The sequence below is a fragment of the Maritimimonas rapanae genome (assembly GCF_057837205.1).
This window is the reverse complement of record NZ_JBYQFI010000001.1, coordinates 1,102,315-1,123,460: the sequence shown is the minus strand read 5'-3', so window position 1 is coordinate 1,123,460 and position 21,146 is coordinate 1,102,315. Positions and strand designations below refer to the sequence as shown.

Below are 21,146 nucleotides of genomic sequence, written 5' to 3'. Positions count from 1 at the left end.
TTTTAAAATATAAGAAAATGAAAATATATAAATTATGGTATATAGTAGGCTTTATTTTACTATTTACCTCATGCGAAGATGAATTGAATATTGAGCCTGCTCAAAGTGTTTCATTTGAATCAGCATTATCTTCTGAAGAAAATGTTATTAATGTTTTAATTGGTGCTTATGGTGAAGCTGGACAAGTTGCAACATTTGGTGGTAGATCACAAGTAATTGCTGATCTATTAGGTAGTACTGATCAAGTTTCTTGGAATGGTACATTTTTGGCACCTAGACAAATTGTTAATAAAGTAATTTTAGTTGATAATGGTTTTGTAGCTGGAAATTGGGCTAATTCTTATGAAGTAATCAATGAAGTTAATTTGGTTTTAGATAATTTAGATCTTATAACTAGTAGCACAAGCGCAAAAAGTAATGCTGAAGGTGAAGCTAAATTTTTAAGAGCTTTATCATATTTTGATTTAGTGAAATTATTTGGATTGCCATATGAATCGGGGCAAGCTAATAGTCAAGCAGGAGTTCCATTGAGATTAGTCGGAATTACTGATTTTGGAGTTGATTTATCGATAGCTAGAAGTTCAGTTGAAGATGTTTATAATCAAATAATAAATGATTTAAATGACGCATATAGTTTACTACCAGATTCTAATGGAATTTTTGCAGATAAATTTTCTGCACAAGGATTATTAGCAAGAGTCTATTTACAACAAGGAAATTATGCTGCAGCAAGAGATGCCGCTAACGACGTACTTACCAATAGTGGCCATAACTTAACCTCTTCATTTGCTGAGGCCTTTAATAATGATGCCGATAGCTCTGAAGATATATTTACTTTTCAAGTCACTGATCAAGATGGTGGTAATGATCTAATTACTTTTTATGCTTCTCAAGCAAATGGAGGTAGACAAGGAGATATTGCTGTCGCATCTGGTTATACTGATTTATTTGATGATCCTACCAATGATGTAAGAGCTTCATTTACTTATGTTAGCCCTGACAATGGACTAGATCTAACCTCTAAATACACAAATCAGTTTGGAAACATTCCAATGATGAGAATTGGAGAGATGCACCTGATTAGAGCTGAAGCCAATTTTAGAGAAGGTACTTCTGTTGGGTTAGCTCCCTTAGCTGAGATTAATGCCTTAAGAGCAAGATCAGGAGCCTCAGCCTTAGGTGGGTTAACATTAGGTTTGATATTAAATGAAAGACAGTTGGAGTTAGGTTTTGAAGGACATTTGATTCATGATCTTAAAAGAACTCAAAATGCCATTGGTAGTTTGCCATATAATGATAACTCATTAGTACTTCCTATTCCTCAAGGTGAAATGGATACAAATACTTTAATGGTACAGAATTCTGGATACGGTAATTAATAAAGTCCACTAGCTTTATTTAGTAAAACTGCCTTACTGTTAATTGTAAGGTAGTTTTTTTATTTAGTTGTACCTTTGATATCAATCAAAAACGTAAATATGAGTAATACACAATTAAAATTTCCGAAAATAGGATTACCAATTATTATCCTAGCTATAATAGCTATAATTCTTTTCACCAAATCCGCTGTGACGATAGGTTCTGGGCAAGCTGGTGTCTTATATAAAACCTTCGACGAGGGTGTAGTTACAGATAAAACTTATGGTGAGGGCTTTCATATTGTAGCACCTTGGAACGACATGCATGTTTATGAGGTAAGGCAACAAGAACTTTTTGAAAAAATGAAAGTATTATCTTCTAACGGACTAGAAATTCAGATTGATGCATCAGCTTGGTATCAACCAGTGTATAATGACTTAGGTAATTTGCATCAAAGTTTAGGTGAAAATTATTTACAGCGTGTTATTCAGCCTGCTATTAGAAGTGCCGCACGTAGCGTTGTTGGTCGTTATACGCCTGAACAGTTATATTCGAGTAAAAGAGATGCAATACAAGATGAGATTTTTACTGAAACTAAAAAGATCTTAGAGAAGCAGTATGTACAATTGAATGAGGTGTTGGTAAGAGATGTAACTTTGCCACCAACTATTAAGGAAGCCATAGAACGTAAATTAAAGCAAGAACAAGAATCTTTAGAATATGAGTTTAGACTAGTTACCGCTGCAAAAGAAGCGGAGAAGGTAATTATTGAAGCCCAAGGTAAAGCAGACGCAAATAGAATTTTAAGTGCGTCTTTAACGGATAAAATTTTACGAGATAAAGGTATTGACGCTACACTAAAATTATCAGAATCACCAAATTCTAAAGTTGTGATTGTTGGAGGTAAAGATGGTATGCCTCTTATTTTAGGAAATAATTAAAAAGAAATAGTAATAAAAATGAAAACCAGCTATTCGGCTGGTTTTTTTAATTTCCTTGTTTACTGTTGTTGATTCTAATGACATCTTTTTGCACTTTACCTTTCTTAAGTGCATTATAACTTTCATAACATTCTAATACGGCTTCAATTACTTGCAGATCACTTGCTTTTTTAATAAATCTGTTTGAGTAATTACATTCCTTTAAAAGATCACTTAAATCTTTACGACTCATATCCATATATTCCATCAAAATCTCGCGACTAAATTTCTCTTCCATAATGTCACGCAATTTATCCTCTTCCTTTAGCTTCTTAAGTTTACGAAGCTCTTTAGGTCGTTTTCCTAGCTTATTGTACCAAAAATCAATAGGATTAAATACAGCGTTGACAGCAGACGTATATTCCTTAGCAGAAGGCCTACCGATTTCATAAGCTTGAGGTAATCCTTCTATATGTATCCTGTTAAAGCGATCTAACGGTATATTGGCAGCATCAACAACTAAAACACCAATAAGTTTATGGGCTTTAACTGTAACTTCGTCTATATTTAATGTTTTCTCATGTATAGAAATTACCAATTCATTTCCTCTTAGAAGATCATTGGTTACTTTTAATTTAATTGATTGAAATCCAATATACGATATATAAACAGTATCATTAGCTTGAGCTGTTATCTCAAATAAACCTTCTCGATTTGTAGTCGTACCTACTACAGAATTAAGATTTAAAATATGTGCACTTTGTAAAGGCTTTTTATCGGTAACACTAATAATCTTTCCTTTCAATTTCTTGATAGAATCTTGATTAATAGTATTTTGAGCATAAGAGCTTACACTGATTAAACAAAAAATAAGAATATAACGTAGCTGTTTTTGCATGGGCAATGATACTAATATTTCACTAATTATGTGTTAAAATAATACAAAAAGGATACCACACTATTAGTATGCAAAATAAATAGAACTTACAAAGTGCGCGCAAGAAGATTCGAACTTCCACATCTATACAGATACCAGCCCCTCAAGCTGGCGCGTCTACCAATTCCGCCATGCGCGCAAAATAAAGAGGTCAAAAATAAAAAAAGTTAAGCGATTTGCTTAACTTTTAATCTTTGAAAGTGACCTGGCTGGGGCTCGAACCCAGGACCCTCTCCTTAAAAGGGAGATGCTCTACCAACTGAGCTACCAGGTCAATCAATTTCGGATGCAAATATACTATCAAATATCAATTATACAAGTAAAAAAATAATATTTTTTATTCGATATTTGCCACGAATTTTACTTAACTAAAAATCAGTTTTTTATGCAGATAATTTTAATGGGATATATGGGATGTGGTAAGTCAACAATTGGTGAAAAATTAGCTAAGAAAGTTAATTACGATTATATCGATTTAGATAATTATATATCTGATAAAGAGAGAGATACAATAAATAATATTTTTAAGAATAAAGGAGAGATTTATTTTAGAAAAATTGAAAACAAATACCTTAAAGAAATTATTTGCACTCAAAAAAATTATATCTTATCTGTTGGAGGAGGTACACCATGTTATGCTAATAATATTAACCTAATTACAGACAATACTAACTCAATATTTTTAAAGGCTTCTATACAAACTTTATACGATAGACTAGTTAAAGAAAAAAGCAGCAGACCCTTAATTAAAAATTTAATAAATAGTCAGCTAAAAGAATTTATAGCTAAGCATTTATTTGAACGATCTATATATTACGAAAAAGCTTCTAAAACAATAAATGTTGATGGTAAAACTATTGATGACGTTGTAAATGAAATTAAGTCAAATACGCTATAGCCTCTTTTTTATTAAATTCTACAGTAACATGTTCTTGCAAAGAAGTAGAAAGACTAATCCCTTTAAAATCTGCTTTAACAGGATATTTTTTATGGTTTCTATTTACCAAAACTGCCGTTTTAAATTGTTTTAACGGAACATTTAAGAAATGTTTTATAGCATACATTAAAGTTGTACCAGAATTTAATACATCATCAACTAAAATTAAAGAACCATTTTTATAATCAGTAGGAGAAAGAGAAGTGGTAATAGTTTCTATTGGATTTGTTTTATTTATTTTGACTTCACAAAGTGTAGTATTTAAATCAGATACTTTATCAAGTACTTTTTTTAATTCTTTGGCTAGTAGAAATCCATTTTTAGAAATTCCTGCTATGATTATTTTTTTATTCTTAGAATTGCTTTCATAGATTTGAAATGCAATACGTCTTATTTTATGCTGAATTTCTTTATTTGTAAGTATAACTGACTTTTCCATTAGATCGTTTTGACCTCTCAAATATATTAACAATTATCAATCTATATCTGTATAATCTTCTAAATCTCGACGATCTTTCTTTGTAGGTCTACCAGCTCCTTTTTTACGATAATGCTCTTTTGCTAATCTTAGAATGTCTTGGTTTTCGAATGCCTCTTTTGGTGTAATATCTTTTCTATATATATCAACCAATTTAGCACCAACTCTATTTGGAGGAATATCTAATACTTCTAATTGATAGTTAATTTGATTTTTACGAACTAATATTTTTTCACCTATATATATTTCCCTTGAAGGTTTAGAGATTGTATCGTTTACCCGTACCTGACCTTTTTTACAGGCAATAGATGCCTGATTTCTAGTTTTATAATAACGTACAGCCCAAAGGTATTTATCAATTCGCATGTTCAAAAATAAAAAAGTCGCCATAGGTAGGCGACTTTAAAAATAGTTTTTTAGATTTTACTAATTAAAAAAATCACTATCGATATACATTTCTTTATCAAATTTAGCCTCAGGAAGTTTTAATCCTTCTATACTTATATCCTCAGAAACTTTAAATAATTTTTTTGTAGCTATTCCCCTAATGTCATCTAATGCACCTTTTAGAACTACTTCTTTTTCGTCCCCAAAAGGTAAAATGTTGTCCCATGATTCATATTCTACAACTTCAATATTTGGAGAAAAACCATTTGTATATTCGCTTTCACCATTCTTATTATAAATCTGAAAAACAATAGGCTGCATCGCATTCTTATGAGAAGGGTTCGCATTCTGTGAACCTGTATAATCAGTTGAGGGCGAATCATATAATGTAATTGAACCAACATTTTTACCATAAGTAGTTGTACCAATGGTCTTAACAGTCATAAACGGCTTAAGTCCGTTTATAATCATTTCACTCGCAGACGCTGTACTACCAGATATTAACACATATATTTTATTAAGCCCAACAAGCCTATTAATAGTTTGCTCAGCTATCTTATCACCATCAGTATTATAAACGTTCAAAGTGTTTTCAAAGAAATATGACCCATTTTGATTAGTATGTTTAGAGTTAAAACGTAATTCGGCAAATTCTTCGTCATCTGCAGACATATTAATCATACTTGCTAGATATGCCGACGTTTGAACAGAACCACCACCATTTAACCTCAGATCTAATATTAATTCTTGTATACCTTCAGACTTTAGTGAAGCAAACGCAGTATTTAACTCGTCATTATAAGATGATCTAAACCCATTATAGACTAAATAACCAACTTTTTTACCTCCAATATTTTCAAATACTTTTAAAAGATGTACAGGGTTTTCAGATAGTACTACAGCGGTAAGAGTCTTATCTCCAATTTTAGTTTTTCCATCTTTACCTACAAATGATAAGGTTAGTGATTCATTAGAAAGTTTACTTACAGTAGCACTGTAATTACTAGAATTCAATACGATACCATCCAAAGCGTTAATAATGTCTCCTCTCTTTATACCAGCATTGCTTGCAGGAGAATTAGGGGCAACATAGCGAACATAAAAAATAATATCACCTGCAGTATTTATTTGCACAGCCTGTAGTCTAAAGCCAAAAGACTTTGTAATTCCTTGGAATGCCTGCTGTTGTTCAACATAATCATCAATAAACCATGAAAATCTATCTGTGTTTCCTTGATCATACAGTAAATCCTCGAATAAAGATTTAGGGGTAGAATAGCCATTTAAAAAGGTATGATAACTATTTCTATCATCGTCCTTACTATCGGCTAAATTTGGTACATTCGGTTGCCAATTATACCAAGAGTTTAATGCTTTCCACGTAAAGTTGTTTATTGGGTTGTCTAATTCAACATTATTATTAGGAGTGGGTTGGGGGTTTGGTTCAGGAGTTGGGCTATCATCACTACTGCAGCTACTAACAAACATTGAAACAAACAACAATGCTAAAAATACTTTCTTCATAAAATTTTAGTTAATATATTTAAATTAATTTCGTCGCAATTTAATATTTTTTATTACAGATGTAACAAAAATATAACTTACTCGTCGTAATGTTGTGATACGATAAAATAGTATTGTATCAAGAATCAAACCAAACATGAAGCAAACTGAGTTTTTAAATACAGTTTTACCATTAAAAGATAAAGTTTTTAGGCTTGCAAAACGTTTGTTAGTCTCAACTGATGAAGCAGAAGATGCTACACAAGAACTTTACCTCAAACTATGGAGGAATAAAGCAAAACTAAAAGATTATAACAATGTAGAAGCTTTTGCAATGACTATGACTAAAAACTATTGCTTAGATCAACTAAAAGCAAAAAGATCTAATAATTTAGCATTGGTTCATAGTAATTATAAAGATAATAGTGTCTCATTACAAAGACAATTAGAATTAGAAGATAGTGTAAGTAAGGTACACGAATTAATAGAAGATTTGCCAGAGAAGCAGAAGTTGATCATTCAACTGAGAGATGTAGAAGAATATGAATATGATGAAATTGGCAAGATTCTTGACTTACAGCCTACAGCAGTGCGTGTTGCGCTGTCTAGAGCAAGAAAAACAATTAGAGAACAACTCATAAAACAACATAAGTATGGAATTAGCTAACATAGAAAAATTACTAGATAAGTACTTAGAAGCAGAAACTTCTTTACAAGAAGAGGAAACTTTAAAAATGTATTTTTCTCAAGATGATATAGCTTCTCATCTTATAGAATACAAAGCATTATTTGGTTATTTTAATAAGAGTAAAGCAGAGCGTTTTACGAAGACCATTCCTTTAAAACCTAGAAATTCGAATTGGAAATGGTTATCAGTAGCTGCAGCTGTAGTCTTATTATTTAGTGTGTATTCTGTGCAAGATTCTTTTAGTAGTGGTTTATCCGCTCAAGAAGAAAAAGAAGCTAGACTAGCTTTATTAGAAACTCAAAAAGCTTTCCAACTTATTTCTCAAAACCTAAATAAAGGAGAAAATGTTGCTTTCGCTGGATTGAGTGAATTTGATAAGGCGCAGAACAAAGTATTTTTAACAAAAAAGTAGAATCATGAAAACTATTAATAAAAACAATAAAATGAAAACTAAAACATTAATCATAGCCCTTGCATTAGCAATTGCACCATTATTCACATTTGCTCAATCATCAATTTTTGACAAATATGAAGATATGGAAGATGTATCTGTAGTAGCAGTAAACAAAAATATGTTTAAGCTAATGGGTAAAATTTCAGCAGATTCAGATGAAGCAAGAGAGTATATAAAGTTAGTAAATAGCTTAAATAACTTAAGAGTGTTTGCAACTGAAAGTTCTTCTATTGCTGCAGATATGAGATCTAAAGTAACTACTTACTTAAAGTCTTCTAAATTATCTGAATTAATGAGAGTTAAGGATAAAGAAGGAAATGTAAAGATTTACATTAGAGAAGGTAAAGATGCCGATCATGTAAGTGAATTATTTATGTTCGTAGAAGGCATGAGCAAACATATGGGTGATGAAAACCGTAAGCCTGAAGCAGTAATTGTTTCAATCACTGGTGATATTGATTTAAATAAGATATCAGAATTAACCAGTAAGATGAATATTCAGGGTGGTGAACACTTAAAGAAAGTAAAAAAGAATAAATAAGAGCATGAAAAGATTAGCAAACCTTATTGCATTTGTTGCTTTTACCGCATTGATAGTTTCTTGTGCAGGTAGTGAAGCATCCTTGCAAAAGTATTACATTGACAGTCAGGATAATAAGAATTTTATCTCTGTAGATGTTCCTGCAAGCATTATTTCCTTAAAAGATGATGTTCCTGCAGAAGCAAAAGATGCCTTAGCTTCATTAAAAAAGATGAATGTATTAGCTTTTAAAAAAAATGAATCGAATGCTGATGAATATGATGTTGAAAAGAAAAAAGTTAAGGAAATTCTTAAGAGTAAGAAGTTTAGCGAATTAATGCGCATGAAGGACAAAGGCAGAGATATAGTTATTAAATACGAAGGTGATGAGAACACAGAAAGTTTTGATGAAGTTGTTGTATACGCCTCAGATAAAACACAAGGATTTGCTCTTGTACGTGTGTTAGGCGATGATATGAAACCTGAAAACATTATGAAGTTAATGAGTAGCATCCAAAATGTTGACAACGGTAATGTAGGTTTAAAACAGTTAGAAGGTTTTTTTAAATCTAATAATATAAAAATTGACTAGCTAGTTTTAGAGCAATTAACGACAGAATCCTGCTTATGGCGGGATTTTTTATGGAATATAGTTTTCAAAGGTACCATCACTATAAAAAATAATAATGCGTTCTATTTCTTTAGTATCTGTAAACTCTACTTTAGAAAAATCACTAATACTTTGCGGTTGATTGGATGGAGTAGTAGTCATCTTTTTAGGAAAATTACCCTTACCATTCATTAACCAGTATAATTCAACTTCTTTGTACTTATCCAAAACTTTTAATACAAAGTCTAAACTTGGTTTATTTCTACCTGATAATAGATGTGAAATACTTGAGCGTTGTACCCCAATTTCATCGGCTAAAGAAGCAGAAGATAATTGATAATATTCCATTATTTTTTTTAGTCGTTTACCAAACTGCTCTGTATTGATCATCACACAAATGTTTGGTTACAAAAGTAAACTTTTATGTATAAATAATTACGGTATTCTTAAAATAACACTATAAATAGCAAAATGATCACTTTAGTAAAAGTATTTTAATTAGCTGAATTCAAATCTTTTAATTTAAATTAATTAAAATCATTATAAATATTTCAATAATTAAGTCAATCATCAATAAATATTATTTACAAATGTAATTTACAATTGTAAACTTTTGATTATTTACATTTGTAATATGATAAAAATTAATGCAGAGAAAATTCAAAAAATCTATGATGTCTTCAAAGAAGATTCTCTGTATGGTAGATATATTACATTGGTAGATATTGAGCCTTTAGTAACACAATTAGGTGACCCTTTTAAATTTTTAAGAATCGGAGAGTCAATCGAGAAAAGGCCAATATATAAGATAACCGTTGGAAATGGAGATATAAGAGTTTTAGTTTGGTCTCAAATGCATGGAAATGAAAGTACAGGAACGAAAGCCTTATTTGATTTATTTAATTTTTTTCAAAATTCAAAGGATTATAAAGAATTACGAGATCAAGTTTTAAATAATTGCACACTTACTTTTATACCAATGTTAAATCCTGACGGAGCTAAAGCTTATACCAGAGTAAATGCTAACAATATTGACTTAAATAGAGACGTGATTGATCTTAAAGCTCCTGAAAGTAGGTTATTATTAAAAATACTAAAAGAAGTTAATCCACAATATTGTTTCAATCTTCATGATCAGCGTACTATTTTTTCTGTGGGGAATACGAAAGAACCTGCAACTTTATCATTTTTAGCCCCATCTGTAGATATTGAACGTACAATTACAGATGGAAGAAAAGATACTATGCGCGTAATTGTTTCTATTAATGAATTAATACAACAAATTATCCCTGAAAAGATTGGTAGATACACTGATGAATTTTATCAAACGGCTACAGGTGATAATTTTCAAAAAAAGGGTCATAATACAATTTTGATTGAAGCTGGGCATTCTAAAGATGATTATGACAGGGAAGAAGTAAGAAAATTGAATTTTATATCCTTATTACAAGGATTAAATTTCATCAGTTCAAAAGTCAAATCAGACGATTTTGAGTCTTATTTTGACATTCCAAACAACGAAAAATACTATTTAGACATCATATATAAGAATGTTTTTCTTGAAAATAAGTCAAAAAGAGTAGACATCGGTGTTCTTTTTAAAGAAAAATTAATTGAAAAAGAAATCATTTTTATTCCTGAAATAGAGCATATTGGGAATTTAGAAAACTATAACGCAAATAAAATTGTAGACGGAAATAATTTGAGGTTTTCAGATAAAAAAGAACTACAACGTTTTCTTAAAAAAATATGTTAATATTTTGGGTTTTATTCAATAAAATTTTCACTTTTACATGGTTAAATCCCCTTAACTAACTATAATGGCAAAATTTAAATTGGACGAGATAGATCACCAAATACTAGATATTTTAATTGAGAATGCAAGAACTCCGTTTACAGACATCGCAAAAAAATTATTAGTATCTGCAGGAACAATTCATGTACGTGTAAAAAAAATGGAAGAAGAAGGTGTTATCAAAGGCTCTACACTTACGGTAGATTATGATAAAATGGGTTATACCTTTATAGCATATGTGGGTGTGCTGTTAGAGAATTCTTCTTTAACATCTCGAGTAATTAGCGAAATTGAAAAGATTCCTGAAGTTACTGTAGCTCATTTAACTACTGGTAAATTCACCGTGTTTTGTAAACTTAGAGCTAAAGATACGAGGCATGCTAAAGATATTATTTTTCAAATTGATAATATTACCGGTGTGCAAAGAACGGAAACTTCAATTTCTTTAGAAGAAGTGATTAATGACAAAAAACGTTTAATGCATACCATTTTTAATGATTATATAATCTAATATAAAGCTTTTATTAGCTAATTAAATCTTCTTCGTAAATATTTGAAGAAGATTTTTTATTTAATAAAATTCAACTCACAAATTTTGCTACTTTTGAGTTCCTAAAAGTTTTCTTTTAATGTTGTTTAATAGACAAAAATTAAGTGATAAAAAAATACTAAAACTTTATAAAGCAATGCTGAAACCTCGTATGATAGAGGAGAAGATGCTTGTTTTATTACGTCAAGGTAAGATATCTAAATGGTTTAGCGGTATTGGTCAAGAAGCAATTGCGGTAGGTTTAACTTCAGCAATGGAAGAGGATGAATATATTTTACCAATGCATCGCAATTTAGGTGTATTTACCACCAGAAATATTCCTTTAAATAGATTATTTTCTCAATGGCAAGGCAAAGCAAACGGCTTTACTAAAGGGCGCGATAGAAGTTTTCATTTCGGCACACAAGAATATCATATTGTAGGTATGATTTCACATCTTGGACCTCAATTTGGTGTTGCAGATGGTATCGCTTTAGCCAATAAATTAAAAAGCAATAATAAAATTTGTGCAGTTTTTACTGGAGAAGGTGGTACAAGTGAAGGCGATATTCATGAAGCATTAAATGTAGCATCCGTTTGGCAGCTACCCGTAATCTTTTGTATAGAAAATAATGGGTATGGACTTTCTACACCAACAACAGAACAATACAATTGTAAAGATTTAGTAGATAGGGCTTTAGGCTACGGAATGGAATCTCATATAATAGATGGTAATAATATTTTAGAAGTTTTCACTAAAGTGGATGCTATTGCCAAGAGTATACGCAAAGAACCACGCCCTGTATTACTGGAGTTTAAAACATTTAGAATGAGAGGGCATGAGGAGGCTAGTGGTGTTAAGTATGTACCAAAGGAGCTCATTGAAGAATGGGCAGCTAAAGATCCTCTAAAGAACTATCAAAAGTATTTGTTAGATGAAGGTATTATTTCAATGGAAGAAATTCTTGAAATTAAAAAAGGATTAAGTGCTACAATTGATGATAATTGGAAACAAGCTAATGACGAAGAACGAATAAAGTCAACTGTTGCTAATGAATTAAATGATGTGTATCAAAAATTTGATTTAAAGGAAGTTAAATCAAATAATAATTCTGAAAATATACGTTTTGTAGATGCAGTGTCCCAAGGATTAAAACAAGCTATGCAAAAGCATGATGATCTAATAATTATGGGGCAAGATGTAGCTGAATACGGCGGTGTTTTTAAAATAACTGAAGGGTTTATTGATGAGTTTGGAACTGATAGAGTACGTAATACACCTATATGTGAATCAGCCATTGTATCAGCGGCTTATGGTTTATCTATAAATGGAATAAAGTCAGTCGTTGAAATGCAGTTCGCCGATTTTGTAAGCTCAGGATTTAATCCAATAGTAAATTTATTAGCCAAATCGCATTATCGTTGGAATCAAAATGCAGATGTTGTAGTTAGAATGCCTTGTGGAGCAGGGGTAGCAGCTGGGCCATTTCATAGCCAAACTAATGAGGCATGGTTTACTAAAACACCAGGTTTAAAAGTGATATATCCTGCATTTCCGTATGACGCGAAAGGATTGTTAACTTCAGCAATTGAAGATCCAAATCCAATTTTATTCTTTGAACATAAGGCGCTATATAGAAGTATTAGACAAGATGTTCCTAGTGATTATTACACGTTACCAATAGGTAAAGCCAAATTATTAAAAGAGGGTAGTGATATTACCATTATTAGTTTTGGTTCGGCAGTGCATTGGGCAATGGAAGCGCTCGAAAATCAAGAAATTTCAGCTGATTTAATCGATTTAAGAACATTGCAACCATTAGATACAGAAACGATCTATACTTCAGTAAAAAAGACAGGAAAAGCCATTATAATTCAAGAAGATTCATTATTCGGAGGTATTGCAAGTGATATTTCAGCATTAATCATGGAAAATTGTTTTGAGTATTTAGATGCTCCTGTAAAAAGAGTAGCAAGTTTAGAAACACCAATACCGTTTCAATCTGATTTAGAGCAACAATATCTTGCAAAAAGTACACTGCATACTGCTTTGCTAAATCTTATTGCATATTAGTAATTTGTAATAATCTATGTGCTAATTCGTTTTAGATTAAACCCTTAGCTATAATAAGAGTCATAACTAAAACCGAATATGCCATGAGTGAACACGAATTTAATTGCCCATATTGTTACAATGAGGTATCTACATTTGTTGAAACCGATAAAGTTAAACAGCAATTTATAGAAGATTGCACAGAATGTCGTAATCCTTTAGAAATGATTATTGATTGTACTTATGGTATAATTAGTAAGGTTATGATAAATCCTATAGCACAGTAGAAGCATAGGTTATAACCTGAATGGGAATATTTTCAATTTAACATAATATAAATTATAGTACAAATACATAGTAATTTGCGTATAGCCGTATTTCAGGCTATTTATACATAATTATAGATATAACTTCTTTAGAATTATATCGTCAGTAATTATGTTCAAGTAAATTACGGCTATGAATCTTTATAGTTTTATTTGATAGCTATAATTATTATTATGTCTGCGCTTCGCTTGGCCTCGCCAATGCCGCTCGGCTAAATTGATTCGCACCGGCAATGCTTTTCTCTGCGTTCTACAAGATAATCCTACATAAATTTTAAAATATGCGATTCTCAGCGACTGCAGCTATTTGTATCTATAATTTGGCATTATGTAAAATTGCCGCTACCAAGCACTCGATTGTTTTATAAAATCAAATTGTTATCACAATTTATTTTATACACAATAATCCATTCCTTGCCAACGCCATTAAAAGCTTTGCTTTACGTTTCTATTTTATCTTTAAAGTTTATTGGATAATTCTGCTAGTAAAATTTCAGGAACATTTCGTTGCGAACCGCAAAAGTTTAAAATTACTCTTCGAGATAATTTCTAAACACTTGCTACTGTATTCTTCCGATTAAACTTATCATGATTTTCTTCTTCTATCTTTTGTTTTGATACAAAAGAAACAAAAAATCAAGAAAGAAATATGCTATCAGCCCGCCCTTTGTGTCTTGTGGCTATCGCCACCAAATTACTAGCGTAATTCAACACAAATCCAAGGGCAATTGCTCTTTGTGAAAGCCACAAATTCACTCCTCCGCACGCCCGCATTTCTTTCCTGGCAATGCTATTCTATTTAACATAATGTTGTGTTTGCCATGTCATAATATTCGGGCTATTAGTATCGTTTAGTGGAAATGTTGTGTTAGGAAGGCTAGAAATGGCTTTAGACTAGAAAATTGTCTTCATAAACTTTATCTAAAGGATTAACACAAGATTTCAATTCTGTTTTGGCTGCCTTGATATAACGTGTTGTGGATAGAATATTTTTATGTCCTAATATCTTCTGTATTTTATAGAGGCTTTCACCTTCTTCTGTTAACATTGTGGCAAATGAATGCCTAAAAGTATGCGGTGTTATTGTTTCTTTTGTATCAAGAACAAAGCTTGCATTTCTAATAATACGATTAACCGTTGCTCTAGAAATAGGCTCTCCTTTTTTTCTTCCAGGGAAAATATAATCTCTGGGATTATACTCTTTATAATACAATTCTAATTGTTGTAACATCCTTGGACTTAAAGGAACATAGCGATCTTTCTGACCTTTACCTTTAAGAATTCTTATTACCATCCGTTCAGGGCTCATGTCTTGTCTTTTTAAAGCAACACACTCCCCTACTCTTATTCCCGTAGAATATAACAGCTGGATAATTACTTTATCTCTGAACTTTTGCAGTGATTCTATAAATTGAAATACTTGTATCGGTGCGAGTACAAATGGCACTCTGTTAGGAATTCTTGGACTCCTTAACCGTTTTACCTTTTCAGGCGTTCCGACTATGTTATGATAAAAATAAGTAAAACTTGCTATGGCAAGAGATATCTTATTTGGTCCAAACTTCTTTGTTGTAACAAGGTGATAGAGGTAATTCTGAATTTGCTGATCACCAATGATCATTGGGCTACACCGAAAATAGCAGCAGAGATGATTCATCTCCTTAACGTAGTTTCTGGTGGTATATTTACTATAATTCCTATAAGAAAGGTGCTTGCGCATACTTTCTATGGTTTCATAATCTTTTCCTATATACGATTGTGCTTTTTTTTCATCTTATATTAATAATGTTATAATGTCTACAACAATATAATCAAATTAACATTTCTAACAATTCAAAGTGCAAGTGCACTTTGTGAAAGCCATAAATTCACACCACTTCACGCCCTCATTTTTTTCGCACAAACACTTTTATTTTCTATTTCATTCTAAATAGTAAACTTTGAAAAGAAATCAAAATTTATTTGGTTACCAAAACTTCAATTTTAAAACTCACTTCTTGTAAACTCAAATTTCAAAACTTCACCTTTATAGTTTTCTTCCACTTCAGAGAAAAATTTATTAATTCGTTTATTAGTAATCTTGGGATACGGATTGCAATCTCTTTTATATATCTTCAATAATAGTCGATGTAATGGTTTATAAAAACCATTGGGTTTAACTAAAAATATATTTGAATTATCCTTATATAAGCGGTAGATTTTTAATAAGTGCTCTTCACTCATGTAGATGACACTTCCCTTCCACCGAAAACGATGAACAAGCTTATGATAAAAAGAAGCATATTTCCCAAAATTCATGTTTTGAGAAATAATCGCGTAAGTCTTTAATCCCCCATAAAATATTACCTTATCATTAGTTTTTAAGTCATTTATATATTTTCGATGCTTTTTTTTATTATCCGCTAATTGATATCCTTTAGTTGCGGTGCTATATTTACAATCCCATGCAAAACAGTAACGCTTTTGAGGTTTACTGCCGTTATGAATAGAAACAATACCATCAGGAGCTGCAACTCCTGTGAATTTACCTCCGAGTCTATCACCAACCATGAATATTTCATGCATCATATTATACACATCTATCTCGAAATCTTGATCGCTATAATTATCTACTTTATTGGAAATTCTTTGATAAGAAATTAGCCCCTTTTTTACTAACTTCTGTTGCCATTTATGCCGTTGAATTTTCACATATTCTTCAAATTGATTATTAATAATATCCTGATCATTTCGATATGCGAATAAATCTGGCAAGCTTACACATTCGAAATCTCGTTCAACAATTTCTTGTTGCAAGGCACTTTTAAATTTCGAAAGAATCACCATTAACGGATTTCCCGTTTCTTGAAAATGACGAATAATTTTTTCGTTAAGATTTCCATGAGAGATATATATGCTTAGTGGGTTTCCTTTTTTATCCATTAAGTCAATCAAATCAAATTTACTTGTCTTGATTTGCTTTTTGGTTTTGACAACCACAAAGTTCTTATTTGCTTTCAAAAGATTAATGATGAAACTGTAAATACCTTTTTTATTTAGCTTGAGATCTATATAATCTCCTTCTATTCTTACTTCATGTCCGCAGGTAGGGCAATCACCTGGTTCCCATGTATATTTTCTACAAGTCTTATTTGTACACTTGCGTCTTGATGTTTTAACTGGTTTGAGCAAAATTTTGGACTTTATAAGCTCCAGTAGTACATTTTCTGCAGATTCTGGTATATTAGCCTCTAATGTACGTTTGTTCAGAATATACCTCGCAATTCGCTTTTCATCAATAGTAGAATCTACGTTTCGCAAATAAGAATCAAATGGTACTTTGTAGGTGTCTTCGAAATCTTTCTTGAAATCGTACAACTCAGCAATAGGCTTGCCGCTATCAAGCAAATGTATTCTATAAGATCCCCATTTATTGAGCTCAATATTAACTTTAAACTTAAGTCCCTTGTAATAAAATGTTAAAAATTGAAACTCTGAAAAATCCTCTAGCTTTATTAGGCTCTTATCCTTAAGTGTTTTAAGTTGTTCAACAATTGTGTTTTTTTGATTTCGATCCGTTACCGCTAAAGAACTATCAATTTCACTTGTTCTAAACCTTACATCAACCAGGTTAAGGTCTTTACTTCTATCATCTAAAGAGGTATCCAAGATTGTACTAAAAAACTTCTTAGGGTTATATGTTGCTGTCTTTCTTTTATGATAAATACGATTTTCGATCTTTCTTTGTAAATAATTCCTAATTTCATAAGCTACCCTTTTTGAGCGAGTATTAATAGTTAATTCCATATCATTTAATCGAACAGTAATTATAATGTACTGTCCTTTCATGACCCTGGAATTATTAGGAATGGCCGGGAGCAACATATCATTGGTTTCTTTCAGTAAAAGAAATATCCACTTTTTATCATCTTTATATGATTGTCGGAATAAATATGTTTTTTTCTCTTTATCATGTCTTTTTAACAATGAAACCATAGGCTTCATTGCTTTTTTTAACTTTTCAAAGTCAAGATCTTCAAGATCGGAGTTAAATCTAAAATTGTAGTGACCAGTCCCTGATTTTTGCTTAAGAAGCTGTAAAAACAACCCTTCCAAAGTCCCTTTTCTGTATTCTTCAAAAACAGCCATAATAACCTGAGGCTTATTGATCTTTTTGTTAATTATCGGAATACCTAGAAGTTGACAAATAACCTTTGGCTTATGTTCTAACGCGAACATCATTATACAATAGATTTGAATACTTACTGTCAGATTATTATAAATAGCTTTCTTAGATGTTTCTTTTTCCTTTTTAGTAATTCCAAAATGGGTTTGAATTTTTTTGAGGTCAATATTCTCTAGTGTATTTAATGTTTTCTCGAATTCACTAGACACATGATCTTCCCATTTGTCGCAATAAGAATCTATATTGATATGAAGGTTTTTCCAATAGTTTCTTACAGCAGGTGAAAATTGAGTGTATTTGAGTTTTTTATCAGGCATACATGAAAATTTAAGAATATTTAATTATTTCTAAGGAAATGTATCAACATACAGTTTGATAAAACATCTCTAGAATATGCCAGATTATAAACAACACAATACCAACATAGAAAAATCTTTCTTGCCATTCAAAAGCCGCTACTCGTTTTACATCTTTCTCTTCTATAACTTTAAGTACGGCGTTCGATGCGATAATTTTCTTCTCTTTTGTGTCGTAATCAATTATATTATCGTTTATTATATCCAAATAATGATTATTGTCATATAACATCCCGATCGCCATCTTTAGAAATTGAAGACCGTTGTAGATACTTAGTAACCAAGATAAAATCGCGATGAACAAAATGATATGAAGATATTTGAACTTAACACCGCTCGTTTGTACTACCGCAAAACCAATTGCTGCCACCGATAAAGCGAGGATATAATAAACAAATTTCTGCTGTTGATTTCTGTGATGGGATTGAACCTCAAACTGTGCTGACATACTTAATTTTTAGGGTTAAACGGAATTGTCTTTTTATTATTAAAAAAGTGGGTCATCTGGGCCAAAGATATCATTGTCATTTTCATATTCGCTTACAGGTTTCACATCTGCATCTTTTTGTTCTTTATCATCTTCTGTTCTTATAGCGACATTAATCTTTTCAACCATCTCTTTAATCTTTTCTTTCTCTTCCTCGGAAATTTCACCTTCAAAAATGGTTTCCTCTAATTCACTATCATCCAATAATTTTTTAATCATTTCAACATAATCAAATTCTATAGTTGAAACTCCATCTTTTATTTCTATTGTAATTTCACTATCCTTTTCTCGTTTAAATACCAATTGCATTTTCTTAGTTTTTAAAATTCTTCAAATTATATTTTTTTATTCTTTTTTTTATTGATGCTTTTCCTCCATCTGTTAAATTGGCAATATAACTTACCATGCTTTTGCTGTTAATTTGATCTTCTAGCCTTCCAGATCTAATTTTGAGTTTTTGATCATCGAATTCACAAAGCACTACTTTTTGAGCATCTCCCATCATGGGTATTGTCGCGTTATGAGAAACTAAAATAATTTGCTTGTGTTCCTTTATTTTTTTTATCGCTTTTACCAATCCATCATTGATGTATGAAGTAGCAAGATTATCCTCAGGCTGATCTATTATTATTGGTGCCATGTCATCTTTATATCCTAAAATTATGTCTAATATTATAGATGTTTTCCAACCAGGACTTAGTTGATCAAAATCAAGTCCATCTTTTGTTTTAATTTGATATTGTTTATTATTAAAGCTTTCAAATCTACCATTCACCCTCCTTTCAAAATCATCATAGCCGTTAACTTTAGGTCTCTCAGAGTAGTTCTTTTCAAAAAGTATTTCCGGCTCCAACCTATCTAATGATTCTATTCTGTAGATTGATTTTAAGAATTCATTTATGACATCTTTAACCTTATCTTTGTTCAGATTAAAATCATTTTTAATAAACAAACTATGGCCTTCTGATTCAACAGTTTCTGTTTTGCTAGTTATTGAATATTCTGAGATTTTCTTAATGGCATTTTTAAAATTCTTATAATTTATACTGTAGGAATTTAAAAACTCCAATAGTTTATTAAAGTCCACCAACTTCGCTCTATCAAGCTTTCCTGTAGCAAGTAAGTCCTCTTCAAATTTTCGATAGCCACTATTTATTTCTGACCTTACTCCTTTTTCAAAAATTGATTTTTCATAAGCTTCATTTATTAAACTTCGTATAATCTCAAAGGCTTCTTTATCATTATCTACCAAAGGGTTAGACTCCAAATATTCTTCAATAGCGTTAATGTCTTCGAGAAATGTCTCTTTTCTTAGTTCGGACAACTCAATCTTATTTGTTGTAGAAACTTTAGGTACTAAACTTTTAAATATATTACTCGCTATTGATTTGGTAACTATCAAATTTTGAAGGTTTGGTAAATGACCTAAAGCTTTTGATATTTTTTCAATTTCCTTAACAGCAGTCATAAGTTCACTAAGGTCTTTACGAAGACTTGTTAAGCCCTTTTCTATGCTAAGTTTTAATTCTTTGTCACCTGGAAACACATCTCTTACTACCTCAATTTTATTCAAATCACCATTTGCATCACTAACAATAGACATAATATAATTTTGACTTAGGAAATGAGGTATAGACCCCGAAGGATTGTTAATTACAATATCACGTACGTCGAATTCCTCATATTTACTGCCTTCAAAATCGTTACATATTTTTCTATATACAGAATCAACAAAAAGAGTTTTACCACTTGATGATTCGCCAATGACAACATTCAATCCTGGGCTTAGAGAAACATCAATATCAATTTTATCATTTTTTAAATTAACGAACTTAATATGATTGTGTTCAAAAATTGGTTTGTCCTTACCATATCGAAGCCTTGAACTTTCAGACAAAGCGAGTCTTAAACCATCAAAATTTGGTGCAGAAAACATCCATGTCGGAATGAATTCAGTTGCATCTTTAGCTCTACAATTGGGGTACTCAGCTGGTTTATAGTTGTCGGAACAAGTCATTAAATTGACAAATTCGTTTATATTAAGTTTTCTAAAATATTCTCTTGTTTTTTCAAGGCCATTTATACCTCTGGCAGTGAAACCATCAAACTGATTATAGTAAATACTCTTTGATAAAGTATCATCAAACTGAACTCCTTCTGGTATAGACTCATCAAATGTTCTATGTGATTGACCACCATGAGGAAGTAACATAAACTCAAAACTGTCAAACTTTCTAATTATGTCCTCAATTTTTGGTATGTCATCGTTATCAGTTGCTTTTTTATTGGGATATAAATCATCAAGTGTTGCATTTAATTGATCAATAGAGTTTTCATCTAAAGCATTCTTAAAATAGGCATGACAGTGATATGGTGGACGTTCAGGATAATTTCTTATATGTAATTCCACTCCTACTATAATGTTTTCCGTATAATTTCTTGACTCAAGATATACTTTCTTGTTAATTGTGTTATGATCAGTTAGAGAAATAAGAAACTCTGAATCGTTAGTCAATTCACTAATTCTTGATAACAATACTTTTATTTCATATTCTTCATTAAGTTTTTCAGGATTATCCGAAGTATGTATATGTAAATCTAAAAAAACAGGATCCATTCTTAAATTAATTATAATATTAGCT

Annotated in this window: 21 protein-coding genes and 2 tRNA genes; 11 read left to right on the top strand and 12 right to left on the bottom strand. The window is 31.1% G+C overall.

The genetic code is table 11. From position 1 onward, the window contains the following. Positions 1-17 precede the first annotated feature (17 nt). Both AC3IF2_RS05375 and AC3IF2_RS05370 read left to right on the top strand, forming a co-directional pair. Positions 18-1,379: a RagB/SusD family nutrient uptake outer membrane protein gene (locus AC3IF2_RS05375; protein ID WP_489166040.1), complete on the top strand. Its 1,362-nt coding sequence runs from the start codon at positions 18-20 to the stop codon at positions 1,377-1,379. A 99-nt stretch (positions 1,380-1,478) separates the two neighbouring features. Beyond that, complete coding sequence (locus AC3IF2_RS05370; protein WP_489166039.1) at positions 1,479-2,300, top strand: prohibitin family protein; 822 nt, start codon at positions 1,479-1,481, stop codon at positions 2,298-2,300. A 46-nt stretch (positions 2,301-2,346) separates the two neighbouring features. On the opposite strand, the gene AC3IF2_RS05365 is transcribed toward AC3IF2_RS05370, so the two are convergent. The 3 genes from AC3IF2_RS05365 to AC3IF2_RS05355 all read right to left on the bottom strand — a co-directional run bounded on the left by AC3IF2_RS05365 (position 2,347) and on the right by AC3IF2_RS05355 (position 3,490). Then, complete coding sequence (locus AC3IF2_RS05365; protein ID WP_489166038.1) at positions 2,347-3,084, bottom strand: carboxypeptidase-like regulatory domain-containing protein; 738 nt, start codon at positions 3,082-3,084, stop codon at positions 2,347-2,349. Between the two features lie 187 nt (positions 3,085-3,271). After that, positions 3,272-3,355 (bottom strand) — tRNA-Leu (locus tag AC3IF2_RS05360). Between the two features lie 62 nt (positions 3,356-3,417). Beyond that, positions 3,418-3,490, bottom strand: a tRNA-Lys gene (locus AC3IF2_RS05355). 111 nt (positions 3,491-3,601) lie between these two features. Between AC3IF2_RS05355 and AC3IF2_RS05350 the strand changes: the two genes are divergently transcribed. Then, positions 3,602-4,114: a shikimate kinase gene (locus AC3IF2_RS05350; RefSeq protein WP_489166037.1), complete on the top strand. Its 513-nt coding sequence runs from the start codon at positions 3,602-3,604 to the stop codon at positions 4,112-4,114. Here the strand turns inward: AC3IF2_RS05350 and AC3IF2_RS05345 are convergent. The 3 genes from AC3IF2_RS05345 to AC3IF2_RS05335 are packed head-to-tail and all read right to left on the bottom strand — an operon-like array spanning position 4,095 to position 6,542. Continuing rightward, positions 4,095-4,592 carry a phosphoribosyltransferase family protein gene (locus AC3IF2_RS05345; protein ID WP_489166036.1) on the bottom strand — a complete coding sequence of 166 codons (498 nt, stop codon included), beginning with the start codon at positions 4,590-4,592 and terminating at the stop codon, positions 4,095-4,097. The two genes, AC3IF2_RS05350 and AC3IF2_RS05345, sit on opposite strands and share 20 nt — an antisense overlap. Before the next feature lie 36 nt (positions 4,593-4,628). Next, positions 4,629-4,997 (bottom strand): RNA-binding S4 domain-containing protein, encoded by a 369-nt coding sequence (locus AC3IF2_RS05340; RefSeq protein ID WP_489166905.1) that lies wholly within the window; start codon positions 4,995-4,997, stop codon positions 4,629-4,631. Between the two features lie 60 nt (positions 4,998-5,057). Beyond that, positions 5,058-6,542, bottom strand: a complete 1,485-nt coding sequence (locus AC3IF2_RS05335) for a S41 family peptidase (protein WP_489166035.1) — start codon at positions 6,540-6,542, stop codon at positions 5,058-5,060. A 136-nt stretch (positions 6,543-6,678) separates the two neighbouring features. Here AC3IF2_RS05335 and AC3IF2_RS05330 point away from each other — a divergent pair, with 136 nt between their 5' ends. From AC3IF2_RS05330 to AC3IF2_RS05315, 4 genes are read left to right on the top strand one after another with little or no spacing between them, the layout of a single operon-like run. Next, positions 6,679-7,188 (top strand): RNA polymerase sigma factor, encoded by a 510-nt coding sequence (locus tag AC3IF2_RS05330; protein WP_489166034.1) that lies wholly within the window; start codon positions 6,679-6,681, stop codon positions 7,186-7,188. Then, positions 7,175-7,621 (top strand): hypothetical protein, encoded by a 447-nt coding sequence (locus AC3IF2_RS05325; protein ID WP_489166033.1) that lies wholly within the window; start codon positions 7,175-7,177, stop codon positions 7,619-7,621. The genes AC3IF2_RS05330 and AC3IF2_RS05325 overlap by 14 nt, the downstream gene beginning before the upstream one ends. 4 nt (positions 7,622-7,625) lie before the next feature. Next, entirely contained in the window at positions 7,626-8,204 is a 579-nt protein-coding gene (locus AC3IF2_RS05320; protein ID WP_489166032.1) for a DUF4252 domain-containing protein, read from the top strand. A gap of 4 nt (positions 8,205-8,208) precedes the next feature. Next, a complete protein-coding gene (locus AC3IF2_RS05315; RefSeq protein ID WP_489166031.1) occupies positions 8,209-8,775 on the top strand; it encodes a DUF4252 domain-containing protein in 567 nt (188 codons plus the stop codon). 48 nt (positions 8,776-8,823) lie between these two features. Here AC3IF2_RS05315 and AC3IF2_RS05310 read toward each other — a convergent pair whose 3' ends face one another. Then, positions 8,824-9,183 carry a helix-turn-helix domain-containing protein gene (locus AC3IF2_RS05310; protein ID WP_489166030.1) on the bottom strand — a complete coding sequence of 120 codons (360 nt, stop codon included), beginning with the start codon at positions 9,181-9,183 and terminating at the stop codon, positions 8,824-8,826. 244 nt (positions 9,184-9,427) lie between these two features. Here AC3IF2_RS05310 and AC3IF2_RS05305 point away from each other — a divergent pair, with 244 nt between their 5' ends. From AC3IF2_RS05305 to AC3IF2_RS05290, 4 genes are all read left to right on the top strand, one after another. Further along, positions 9,428-10,549 carry a M14 family zinc carboxypeptidase gene (locus tag AC3IF2_RS05305; RefSeq protein ID WP_489166029.1) on the top strand — a complete coding sequence of 374 codons (1,122 nt, stop codon included), beginning with the start codon at positions 9,428-9,430 and terminating at the stop codon, positions 10,547-10,549. Positions 10,550-10,613: 64 nt separating this feature from the next. Further along, entirely contained in the window at positions 10,614-11,099 is a 486-nt protein-coding gene (locus AC3IF2_RS05300) for an Lrp/AsnC family transcriptional regulator (RefSeq protein ID WP_489166028.1), read from the top strand. 118 nt (positions 11,100-11,217) lie between these two features. Continuing rightward, positions 11,218-13,191, top strand: a complete 1,974-nt coding sequence (locus tag AC3IF2_RS05295; protein ID WP_489166027.1) for an alpha-ketoacid dehydrogenase subunit alpha/beta — start codon at positions 11,218-11,220, stop codon at positions 13,189-13,191. Positions 13,192-13,274: 83 nt separating this feature from the next. Beyond that, on the top strand, positions 13,275-13,457 hold the full coding sequence (locus AC3IF2_RS05290; protein WP_489166026.1) for a zinc ribbon domain-containing protein: 183 nt from the start codon (positions 13,275-13,277) through the stop codon (positions 13,455-13,457). A 928-nt stretch (positions 13,458-14,385) separates the two neighbouring features. On the opposite strand, the gene AC3IF2_RS05285 is transcribed toward AC3IF2_RS05290, so the two are convergent. From AC3IF2_RS05285 to AC3IF2_RS05265, 5 genes are all read right to left on the bottom strand, one after another. Next, positions 14,386-15,216 carry a tyrosine-type recombinase/integrase gene (locus AC3IF2_RS05285; protein ID WP_489166025.1) on the bottom strand — a complete coding sequence of 277 codons (831 nt, stop codon included), beginning with the start codon at positions 15,214-15,216 and terminating at the stop codon, positions 14,386-14,388. A 263-nt stretch (positions 15,217-15,479) separates the two neighbouring features. Further along, positions 15,480-17,978: a hypothetical protein gene (locus tag AC3IF2_RS05280; protein ID WP_489166024.1), complete on the bottom strand. Its 2,499-nt coding sequence runs from the start codon at positions 17,976-17,978 to the stop codon at positions 15,480-15,482. A 43-nt stretch (positions 17,979-18,021) separates the two neighbouring features. Then, the gene (locus tag AC3IF2_RS05275; RefSeq protein ID WP_489166023.1) at positions 18,022-18,465 is read right to left on the bottom strand and encodes a hypothetical protein; all 444 of its coding nucleotides are present in this window, start codon (positions 18,463-18,465) and stop codon (positions 18,022-18,024) included. A gap of 39 nt (positions 18,466-18,504) precedes the next feature. Continuing rightward, positions 18,505-18,813, bottom strand: a complete 309-nt coding sequence (locus tag AC3IF2_RS05270) for a hypothetical protein (RefSeq protein WP_489166022.1) — start codon at positions 18,811-18,813, stop codon at positions 18,505-18,507. Positions 18,814-18,817: 4 nt separating this feature from the next. Then, positions 18,818-21,121, bottom strand: coding sequence for an AAA family ATPase (locus tag AC3IF2_RS05265; RefSeq protein WP_489166021.1), 2,304 nt, complete (start codon positions 21,119-21,121; stop codon positions 18,818-18,820). Between the last annotated feature and the right edge of the window lie 25 nt (positions 21,122-21,146).

Excerpts from the sequence above, each read along its gene's own strand:
- AC3IF2_RS05375 (WP_489166040.1), top strand. The coding sequence starts at position 18 with ATGAAAATATATAAATTATGGTATATAGTAGGCTTTATTTTACTATTT.
- AC3IF2_RS05370 (WP_489166039.1), top strand. The coding sequence starts at position 1,479 with ATGAGTAATACACAATTAAAATTTCCGAAAATAGGATTACCAATTATT.
- AC3IF2_RS05350 (WP_489166037.1), top strand. The coding sequence starts at position 3,602 with ATGCAGATAATTTTAATGGGATATATGGGATGTGGTAAGTCAACAATT.
- AC3IF2_RS05345 (WP_489166036.1), bottom strand. The coding sequence starts at position 4,592 with ATGGAAAAGTCAGTTATACTTACAAATAAAGAAATTCAGCATAAAATA.
- AC3IF2_RS05340 (WP_489166905.1), bottom strand. The coding sequence starts at position 4,997 with ATGCGAATTGATAAATACCTTTGGGCTGTACGTTATTATAAAACTAGA.
- AC3IF2_RS05335 (WP_489166035.1), bottom strand. The coding sequence starts at position 6,542 with ATGAAGAAAGTATTTTTAGCATTGTTGTTTGTTTCAATGTTTGTTAGT.
- AC3IF2_RS05330 (WP_489166034.1), top strand. The coding sequence starts at position 6,679 with ATGAAGCAAACTGAGTTTTTAAATACAGTTTTACCATTAAAAGATAAA.
- AC3IF2_RS05325 (WP_489166033.1), top strand. The coding sequence starts at position 7,175 with ATGGAATTAGCTAACATAGAAAAATTACTAGATAAGTACTTAGAAGCA.
- AC3IF2_RS05320 (WP_489166032.1), top strand. The coding sequence starts at position 7,626 with ATGAAAACTATTAATAAAAACAATAAAATGAAAACTAAAACATTAATC.
- AC3IF2_RS05315 (WP_489166031.1), top strand. The coding sequence starts at position 8,209 with ATGAAAAGATTAGCAAACCTTATTGCATTTGTTGCTTTTACCGCATTG.
- AC3IF2_RS05310 (WP_489166030.1), bottom strand. The coding sequence starts at position 9,183 with ATGATCAATACAGAGCAGTTTGGTAAACGACTAAAAAAAATAATGGAA.
- AC3IF2_RS05305 (WP_489166029.1), top strand. The coding sequence starts at position 9,428 with ATGATAAAAATTAATGCAGAGAAAATTCAAAAAATCTATGATGTCTTC.
- AC3IF2_RS05300 (WP_489166028.1), top strand. The coding sequence starts at position 10,614 with ATGGCAAAATTTAAATTGGACGAGATAGATCACCAAATACTAGATATT.
- AC3IF2_RS05295 (WP_489166027.1), top strand. The coding sequence starts at position 11,218 with ATGTTGTTTAATAGACAAAAATTAAGTGATAAAAAAATACTAAAACTT.
- AC3IF2_RS05290 (WP_489166026.1), top strand. The coding sequence starts at position 13,275 with ATGAGTGAACACGAATTTAATTGCCCATATTGTTACAATGAGGTATCT.
- AC3IF2_RS05285 (WP_489166025.1), bottom strand. The coding sequence starts at position 15,216 with ATGCGCAAGCACCTTTCTTATAGGAATTATAGTAAATATACCACCAGA.
- AC3IF2_RS05280 (WP_489166024.1), bottom strand. The coding sequence starts at position 17,978 with ATGCCTGATAAAAAACTCAAATACACTCAATTTTCACCTGCTGTAAGA.
- AC3IF2_RS05275 (WP_489166023.1), bottom strand. The coding sequence starts at position 18,465 with ATGTCAGCACAGTTTGAGGTTCAATCCCATCACAGAAATCAACAGCAG.
- AC3IF2_RS05270 (WP_489166022.1), bottom strand. The coding sequence starts at position 18,813 with ATGCAATTGGTATTTAAACGAGAAAAGGATAGTGAAATTACAATAGAA.
- AC3IF2_RS05265 (WP_489166021.1), bottom strand. The coding sequence starts at position 21,121 with ATGGATCCTGTTTTTTTAGATTTACATATACATACTTCGGATAATCCT.